The following is an 8,772-nucleotide window of genomic DNA, read 5'->3' as shown; positions in this document are numbered from 1 at the left end:
GACCCCAAAAGTGTCAACCATGTCCCCGAACAGGTGTAAGCTATGTCTCCGGGCTAAACACTGCGCTCGCAATGACGCCCGTACTGTCTGCCGTGCTCACGTTGTCCGACAGCACTTTCTGATGCATGAGAATATAGTTTCGCGACCTCGCGACACGTTTTGCGCCCGAGCTTTGATTTTTCGCCCTCTCATCAAAGAGGGCGCAGGGAAGGCCGGGCGCTGGCCGCGCCCGTGGCCCGCCTGCTCAAAAAAATGCAGGCGGCAGGTACCACAGGTCTGGCCGAATACGCCCGGCCCTCCCTGCGCGATGGTTTTGACGGCTGCTTCGCGTTCTCCCCGGCGCACCGGCTTTTGGCCACCGTTGCCTGCGCGGCGCGTGAGCGCCGGCGCAAGCGTGACACCAGCATCGGGGTGTCAGGACCGCGCGACTTGACCGTGCGTGCATCGCCGTTCGTCCGCGCGAATGATCACGCTGCAACGACACACGCCCATCGCATTCCGCTGCCGACGTCCATGACGACCGCGATACGTCCCCTCCGACGCAACGGAACGGGCCGGACTCTAATGCTGATTTTGCGAAATCGGCAAGTGGATTATTTTTCAGCGGAGGGCTGGACAGGATTTTCACGCGCGATCTGATTTGCCCGTCGGGCAGCCATAGCGCCGTCGCACTCCGCGACGCCGACCGGCCGGGTGCCGCGCCGGTTTCGGAGCTTAACCCTCATGGTGAGGAGCGCCGAAGGCGCGTCTGCGGACGATGCTGCGCATCGCCGGGCGAGCCACGAGGTCCGAGCAGGGACCTCGCCCTTCGAGACGCCCGCCTTCGGCGGGCTCCTCAGGGTGAGGAGAGGAGGCTTGCCGCGGGACTAAGTAGTCAGTGGCCAACACGGCGATCGTGGGCTCTCGTGAGGTTGGAGATGATGACCCATGTTCAACTCCGGCTTCGAAGCTAACCCTCATGGTGAGGAGGCGCGAAGCGCCGTCTCGAACCATGAGGCCCACGATGAGACCGCATACTCACCGCCTTGATCGCGCCTGCGATGCGTCACAGCGAAGGCCGTCATTGATCCAGATCAAACGCCCTCAAAAACACACCCCAGATCCGGATCAAATCCTTGATGTTCCTCGATTTGATCCAGATCAAACGGCCGCACGCCTACCGCAGCATGGCCCAGACACGTCCATATTGGCCGTCAAAAAGCGCCACATCTCGCCGTCAGATTCTGCGGCACAGCATGCGCTGATGACGCGAACTAACAGGCACGGCGGACCAACACGTCCGGCCCGAAATCGTCACACCAGCGCGCCCGTACAGAGAAACCAGCGTCCTGGAAAGCAATGCGAAACAACAGCGCTCAACGTTCGGCTCAACACGATTATGCTTCCCACCAACGACAGACCCGGCCACTCGCCCACGTGGCCGTGAACGTGGCACCGGCCCGGTATCAGCCGGCCGCACAGCCCGGCAGCCGCAGCACCGGACGCGGCGAGCGGCGGTTCTGGCTGACGATGCAGACGGTGATGCTGGCCGTCGGCGTGCTGCTGGTGAACCTGCTGCTGTTCTTTCCTGCGCTCGGCATCGCGCTGATGTGGAATCTGCTGATTCCCGTCGCGCCCGCCTTGGTGACGATCTCGCCCGGCCTGTGGCGCAACATCTGTCCGATGGCGACATTCCATCTGCTGCCGAACAAGATGGGCATCTCGCAGAACATCAGGATGCCGGAATGGGGCGCGGCGACGCTGGCGGTGATCAGCGTGACGCTTCTCTTCGTCGTGGTACCGATGCGGCGCATCGGGCTCAATGTCGATGGCCCGCTGACGGCGGTCATGCTGCTGTCGGCCGCGGTCATGGCGTTCGCGATGGGCTCGGTGTTCGAGATGCGCTCGGGCTGGTGCACCTCGCTGTGCCCGATCCATCCGGTCGAGCGGCTCTACGGCACCAACCCGGCGCTGACCTTCAAGAATGCCCGCTGCAACATCTGCGAGGCCTGCAGCAATCCGTGCCCCGACTCCACGCCGGAGCTGACGCCGACCGCCGGCGTGCCCACAAAAGTCCAGCAGTTCCTCGGCAACTTCCTGATCGGCAGCTTCCCCGGCTTCGTCTGGGGCTGGTATCAAGTGCCGGATTATCCGCCGCAGCAGGTCGACCAGGCCGCGATCATCACCGCCTATGTGTGGCCGCTGGGCGCCGCGCTCGTCAGCTACGTCGTGTTCAGGGTCGGCGAGCGCATCCTGCGCTACAGGCCGGCCGCCCGCACCCGGATGCATCGCATCTTCGCGGCGGCCGCGATCAGCACCTACTATTGGTATCGCCTGCCCGGCCCGGCGTCATTACTGCCGGACTGGTTTCCGCTGGTCTCGCATCTCATCACGACGCCATTCTTCTTCTGGTTCCTGGTGCTGCGCTCGCCGAAGGTGAGCTGGCTGAAGCGGCCGGTGATGGCGTCGAACTACTGGTCGAGCCGATTCGAGAGCACGGCCAACAAGAATCTCATCCGCGTGTCGCCCGGCAAGGCGTGAAGCCCCGCGGTCTCGTCCCACCATCGTCACAGCGTATCCGATCGAGGAGTAAACCATGTCGAACTTCAGGACCGTCACCGTCAAGGGCCGCCAGTTCCGCGTCCGCGCGGGTGACGTGCTGCTCGATGGCGCGCTCGCCAACGGCGTCGAGATTCCGTTCGACTGCCGCGCCGGCACCTGCGGCACCTGCATGGTTCACGTCTCGAAGGGGCAGACGGTGTGCGGCGAGACGCATACGCAGGGCATGATCTATGCATGCCAGGCGCGCGTCGTCTCCGACCTCGACGTCGACGTGGAGGACGTGCCGGAGATCGATATCAGCAAGGCACGGCTGGTCGGCCTGCGCGAGGTCGCGCCAGATATCATGGAGCTGATGATCGCGCCCGAGAAGAGCATCAGCTATCTGCCGGGCCAGTACTTCAAGTTCACCTTCGCCGGCTATCCGGCGCGCGCCTACAGCCCGACCGCCTCGTTCGACGGCCGCATCGGCGGCCGCGTCATCCATCTCAACATCAAGAAGGTCCGTGGCGGCCGCGTCACGCAAGCGCTCGGCAGCGGCATCCGGCCCGGCCATCGGCTGCGCATCCAGGGGCCCTATGGTCACGCGTTCCTGCGTCCGGGCGGCACCGGCCGTCTCGTCCTCGCCGGCAGCGGCACCGGCTTCGCGCCGATCTGGGCGATCGCGGCGATGGCGCTGCGCGAGAACCGCAGCCGTCCCATGGTGATCATCGCCGGCGCCAAGAAGCTGCCGCAGCTCTACATGACGCCGATCCTGGCGCAGCTCGCGCGGCTGCCGAATGTCACGATCATTCCGACCGTGGAGGAAGGCCCGATCAACCATCCGTCGATCCGCACCGGGCGGATCGAGCCGCACATGCCGACGCTGACGTCCTCCGACGTGGTCTATGCCTGCGGCTCGCCGCGCATGGTCACCGCACTTGCCGGCATGGTCGAGAAGGCCGGCGCGACGTTCTATGCCGACCCGTTCGATTCAGCGCCGCCGGAAGCGCCATCCGGCCTGATCGGGCGCATCAAGACGCTCGTGGCGCGACGTCCGCCCGAGCCTGAGCCGGGCCGTGACGGCGGCAGGGGGCGTGACGCGTCGCTCGATCCGTTCGAGCGGGCGTTGTCGCTGGTGCCGAAGGATCCGATCGACGACGATCTCGGCCTGCGCCGGTCGGAGCCACGGCGCAGCCCGGCCGCCGAACGCGACCACGCGCTCTCGCTGGTCCGCGAGCGCGCCGCGCGCGGCGATCCCGCCCAGCTGCAGGAGCGCCCGCGCCGCGTCGCCGGCGAAATGGCGTCGGGGCATGTGTGAAGCGAGTGAGGCGGCCGCTCCAATTCCCAACGTCGCGCTCGCAAGCATGAAGGGGCGTAGAGCCGGCAGAGCCGTGCAGCCGTCCTTCGAGACGCCCGCCTCCGACGGGCTCCTCAGGACGAGGGCTGAGTGTGCGGCGCGATCCTCAAGAGCTTCAAACCCTCTCCATGAACGCGCTAGCAGCGTGTTCATGGTCCCGTATGTAGCGGTTGCTCCGCCACTTGCCCCTCATGGTGAGGAGCGCCGCATCGCGGCGCGTCTCAAACCACGAGGCCCCAAATGCCTCGATGCACACCGGTCGTCACTCCGGGGCGCTCGCGCAAGCGAGCGAGCCCGGAGTCCATAGCCACGAATAGACGTGGTGGAGCACGATCACTGAGAGCCGTCTGACTCACGACGGCTGCGGCGTATGGATTCCGGGCTCGCGCTGCGCGCGCCCCGGAATGACGGCGAGGATGGAGAGGCAGCCCGTCGTCAAATCAGCTTCCGCCGCGCGAGGCTGCGCATCAGGGCGCCGACGCCGAACGTCCACGGCTCGCATTCGTCGCTGTTGCGCATGCGGTTGACGAGGCGGCCGAGCTGCGGAGCTGAAATCGTGACGATGTCGTCGCGCTTGTGGGTGAACCCCTGGCCCGGCGCATCGCGGTCCTTGACCGGTGCGAACATCGTGCCGAGGAACAGCGCGAAGCCGTCGGGGTATTGATGCACGGCGCCGATGGTCTGGGCGACGAGATCGGTCGGATCGCGACTGATCTTGCTAATGGAGGAATGGCCGTCGAGCACGAAGCCGTCGCTGCCGGTCACGTTCAGCGCGACGTCCATCTTCCTGACGTCGTCGAGCGAAAAGCTCTTGTCGAACAGGCGCAGCAGCGGTCCGATCGCGCAGGAGGCGTTGTTGTCCTTGGCCTTGGACAGCAGCAGCGCCGAGCGGCCCTCGAAGTCGCGCAGGTTGACGTCGTTGCCGAGCATCGCGCCGACGATCTGGCCGCGGCTCGACACCGCCAGCACCACCTCCGGCTCCGGGTTGTTCCAGGTCGATTTCGGATGCAGCCCGGCATCCATGCCGGTGCCGACCGACGACATGGTCGGCGCCTTGGTGAAGACCTCGGCGTCGGGGCCGATGCCGACCTCGAGATACTGGCTCCAGGCGTTCTGCTCGATCAGCACCTGCTTGAGGTGCATGGCCTGGTCGGAGCCGGGCTTCAGCTTGGAGAAATCGTCGCCGACGAGACGCACCACCTCTGTCCGGATCGCTTCGGCGGAGGCCGGATTGCCGCGCGCGCGCTCCTCGATGACGCGCTCCAGCATCGAGATCGCGAAGGTGACGCCGGCCGCTTTGAGCACCTGGAGATCAACCGGCGCCAGCAGCCACGGCTTGGCGGGATCACGGCGATCGGGGGGCGTGTTGGCGAGGATGGCGGCGAGGTCGCCGATGCGCTGCCCGCCCATGCCGCGCAGTGCAGCCGCGGGATCGTCGTGCTCGCACAGCGCGCTGACGGTCGGGAAGGCCGAGGTGACATCGTAGACGCCGTCATCGCGCACCGCCACAACGGCCGGACCATCGACGTCGGGTCGCCAGACCCGGCCGACCAGCGTTCCCTGGGTGCCGTCGTCGGGCAGCATGGTCTCGGGCGTCAGATTGATCATGGCGTTCTCCCTGGTGTCTCGTTGAGGCAGCCGTAGCATTGCTGCGAGAACGATCCAAGATGGGAGCGCGCGATCACCAGCTGTAGCGCACCGCGCCCTTGCCCGCGTAGGAGCGGCTGATGGTCGAGAACTCGCCTTCGAAGGTCGCGGCCGCCGACCAGCCGTTGCGCCAGGCGATTTCGGCCGAGGCCGTGGTGAGCGCGAGGTCGCGCGACTGCGCGGCGCCGTTGACGATGAAACTCGTGCCTGGCAGCGCCTGGAAGCTGGCGGTCATGGTGCGATCCGGGTTGAAATTGTGCGCCCAGGCGGCGCGGCCACGCAGCGACAGCACGCCGTCGGCGAGCGCAAACGACCGGTCGACGCGCGCGCCAAGCTCGGCGCGCGCATCCGTCACGGTCTTGCCGGCATAGCTCAGCGCGAAGGTGCCCGCGCCGGAGAGCACCTGCTCGGCATAGGACGGCAACACGTAAGCCGTCGCCTGCCCGCCGAGATAGGGCGTGACCCCGCCCCATCGCGTGGCGTAGCGGCGGCCAGCCTCGAGGCGGGCGGAATAGGCCGATGCATTGAAGCGGGCGCGGAGCTGGTCGACGCCCGCGACGGCCACGGTGCGGTCGGTGGTCACGTCGTGCCAGCCATAGGCGAGCGCGGCGGAGAGATAGTCCGGGCCGTTGCGATAGCGGGCGAAGGCGCCGGCCTGGAACAGGTCGGAGCGGCCGCTGCCGCCGCCATTGACGCTGAAGCTGGTGCCGCCGCCCGACAGCGCGAAGCCGGCCAGCCAGTTCGGCGACACGATGTAGTCGGCGCCGGCGGCGAAGCCGACCTCGCGGATGGTGGTGTCGTTCGAGCCGAGCGCGGCATTGCCATCGGTGAACGAACCACCCCCAAACGGCGCCGCCCAGGTGCTCCAGCGCTCGTCGAAGCGCCGGGCCAAAGCGGCCTTGACCGGCATGCGCGCGAAGGCATCGCGCGGTGCGGCGCCCTGCCCTGCGTCGGCGAACGCCGCCGCCGGAGCCGATGGGTTCGCACTGCGCCCGGCGACGAAGGGATCGGACATCAGGCCAAGGAAGATCTTCATCGAGTCGAACATCGCCTGCTGCGAGGCGGTGGCGATCTCGCCGGACGCCTGCGTCAGGCCGGCCGGGGTCAGCGCGCCGAAGGCGACCGGGATGCCGCCGGTGCGGTTGAAATAGCCGGTCGTGGTGTCCGTGACGTTCTGCTGGTTGGTATTGGTCCCGGACGTGCCGAGCGTCAGGTTCAGATAGACGGTGTTGGCGTCGTAGCTCAGGCTCGAGGAGAAGTTGGCCGGCAGGTTGGTGTTGACCAGCGTGTTGAAGGTGCCGCTGATGCCGCCGGCGGCGTTGACGATCGTGTACTGCTTGTTGACGTAGCTGCCGGGGGCGAACGCCGCCTGCACCGTGGCGCCACCCAGCGTCGCGGTGCCCGTCACGTTGACCCGGTCGGCATTGGCCGGCGACACCTCGACCATGTAGCTCGCGGCAGCCGTGAACACGAGATTGCCCTGCACCGTCAGCAGCCCGATCGAATTGCCGGGCGCCAGCGCGCCGCCATTGACCAGCGTGCTGCCGACGATGCCGTTGCCGCCGAGCGTGCCGCCGGCATTCACGGTCACGCTGCTGCCGGCGATCGAACCGTTGACGGCGAGGATGCCGCCATCGACCGTGGTCGCACCGGTGTAGGTGTTGATGCCGGACAGCATCAGCTTGCCGCTGCCGACCTTGGTCAGCGCGCCCGGTCCGACCGTGCCGCACTCGCACGGGTCGTAGTCGCTGATCACGCCGGAGACCTCGGTCGAGAGATTGTTGCCGCCAACCACCAGCGTGTTGAAGGCGCCGATGTAATAGTTGCCGGATCCCGCCAGGGAGCCGGCGGTGATGCGGCCGTCGCCATTGGCCCCCGTGCTGCCGGAGAAGTCGACCACGCCGGTGCCGTTGGTCACGAACTGCGCGGCGCCGCCGGTCGTATTGTCGAGGAAACGGGTGCGACCACCGGCATTGGTGATGATCGTGGCGGAGCCTGCGGTCGCATGGTCGAAGAACAGGGTGGAAGCGCCGTCGTTGGTGGTGATGGTCGCATTCGCCGCGGTGGAATGGGCGTTGAACTGGATATGCCCGTCCATGTTGTTGGTGATCTCTGCGTTGCCCGCGGACGGCGTGTCGCTGCCGAAGCCCATCCCGAACATCAGGTAGGAATTGCCGCCATTGGTGATGACCGCGTTGGCGGCCGTCGCGGCATTGACGAACGCGACCAGGCTGAACGTATCATTCGTGATCGTCGCATTGCCGGCGCTGGTGTTGGCGTTGAACAGCGTGCGGCCCTGATGGTTGGTGATCACGGCGTTCCCCGCCGTCGCCGTATCGGTGCCTCCGGCGACGCCGAACGCCGTCGTGGCGATCGACTGGTTCACGATCGTCATCGTGCCGGCGGAGCTCGCGCCGAGGAAGTTGGTGGTGCCGCCATCATTGGTGAGCGAGACGATCCCGGACGTATCGGCCCTGACGACGTTGAAGATGCCGAAATTCGACACGTCGCCGATGATGCGGGCGGTGTGGGTGGCGTCGCCGAGCTGCAAGGTCGCGCCGTTGCCGATGAAGGTGCCGCCCGAATAGGAGTTGTTGCCGAGCAGGATGGTGGTGCTGTTGCCGAGCAGCTCGGCGCGCACGCCGGCAACCGTCTCGCCGAGGTTGTTGCCGATGGTAATGGTCTGGCCGGAATTGGCGTCGTTGATGAAGCCCCAGCCGGAGCCGGCGACGCCGAAATTCACGTCGGCGCCGCCGATCGCATAGGACTGGGCGTTGCTGAGGACAATCCAGGAATCCGGATTGAGCGGCGCGGTGACCGTGATGGTCGATGCGCCGGTGGCGCCGAACAGCGCCCGCTGGCCGCTCGATGCGGGCGGCGCGCCGGCCGGCGGGGTCTCCCAGTTGGTCGAGAGGTTGTAGTCGGAGGTCGCCGTCGAAGAGCCGGTGCCGCCCCAGGTGTAGTCGGTCTGGGCCTGCGCCGACGTCGTCGGCCCGAGCCCGAAGAGCCCGAGCATGAGCCCCAGCGCGCCCCACACGCCTCGCGCCGTCGGACGCCCCGCCGTTTCGACCCGCCTCTGCACGCAATCCCCCGATCTTGCTCTGCACCCCCTGATGCAATCCAAGACCTAGCAGGCGCTCGGCGCCCGCCGAGATCGACGGCGTCCCTGTTTCTTATTTGAAATCAGCGCGTTACGCGTTTGATCGCGGTTGTAGCGGGCGCGCAACGCATCCACCCAAAAAGTCGCC

General features: G+C 66.8%; 5 protein-coding genes. 3 read left to right on the top strand and 2 right to left on the bottom strand.

The window, feature by feature from the left end:
• The first annotated feature begins 231 nt into the window (after nucleotides 1-231).
• The 3 genes from QW845_RS16105 (at nucleotide 232) to QW845_RS16095 (ending at nucleotide 3,838) form a co-directional block, all read left to right on the top strand.
• On the top strand, nucleotides 232-639 hold the full coding sequence (locus tag QW845_RS16105; protein WP_315802531.1) for a hypothetical protein: 408 nt from the start codon (nucleotides 232-234) through the stop codon (nucleotides 637-639).
• Between the two features lie 777 nt (nucleotides 640-1,416).
• On the top strand, nucleotides 1,417-2,520 hold the full coding sequence (locus QW845_RS16100) for a ferredoxin (protein ID WP_315802530.1): 1,104 nt from the start codon (nucleotides 1,417-1,419) through the stop codon (nucleotides 2,518-2,520).
• A 55-nt stretch (nucleotides 2,521-2,575) separates the two neighbouring features.
• Nucleotides 2,576-3,838, top strand: a complete 1,263-nt coding sequence (locus tag QW845_RS16095; RefSeq protein ID WP_315802529.1) for a 2Fe-2S iron-sulfur cluster-binding protein — start codon at nucleotides 2,576-2,578, stop codon at nucleotides 3,836-3,838.
• Between the two features lie 474 nt (nucleotides 3,839-4,312).
• On the opposite strand, the gene QW845_RS16090 is transcribed toward QW845_RS16095, so the two are convergent.
• Nucleotides 4,313-5,485: a fumarylacetoacetate hydrolase family protein gene (locus tag QW845_RS16090; protein WP_315802528.1), complete on the bottom strand. Its 1,173-nt coding sequence runs from the start codon at nucleotides 5,483-5,485 to the stop codon at nucleotides 4,313-4,315.
• A gap of 73 nt (nucleotides 5,486-5,558) precedes the next feature.
• Entirely contained in the window at nucleotides 5,559-8,540 is a 2,982-nt protein-coding gene (locus tag QW845_RS16085; protein ID WP_315802527.1) for an autotransporter domain-containing protein, read from the bottom strand.
• Between the last annotated feature and the right edge of the window lie 232 nt (nucleotides 8,541-8,772).

Origin of the sequence: Bradyrhizobium sp. SZCCHNS3002 (genome assembly GCF_032377435.1) — a bacterium.
In the GTDB taxonomy this organism is placed as follows: domain Bacteria; phylum Pseudomonadota; class Alphaproteobacteria; order Rhizobiales; family Xanthobacteraceae; genus Bradyrhizobium.
This window is presented reverse-complemented; position numbering and strand designations above follow the sequence as displayed.

Coding starts and splice junctions, on each gene's coding strand:
- QW845_RS16095 (WP_315802529.1), top strand. CDS start 2,576: ATGTCGAACTTCAGGACCGTCACCGTCAAGGGCCGCCAGTTCCGCGTC.
- QW845_RS16090 (WP_315802528.1), bottom strand. CDS start 5,485: ATGATCAATCTGACGCCCGAGACCATGCTGCCCGACGACGGCACCCAG.
- QW845_RS16085 (WP_315802527.1), bottom strand. CDS start 8,540: ATGCTCGGGCTCTTCGGGCTCGGGCCGACGACGTCGGCGCAGGCCCAG.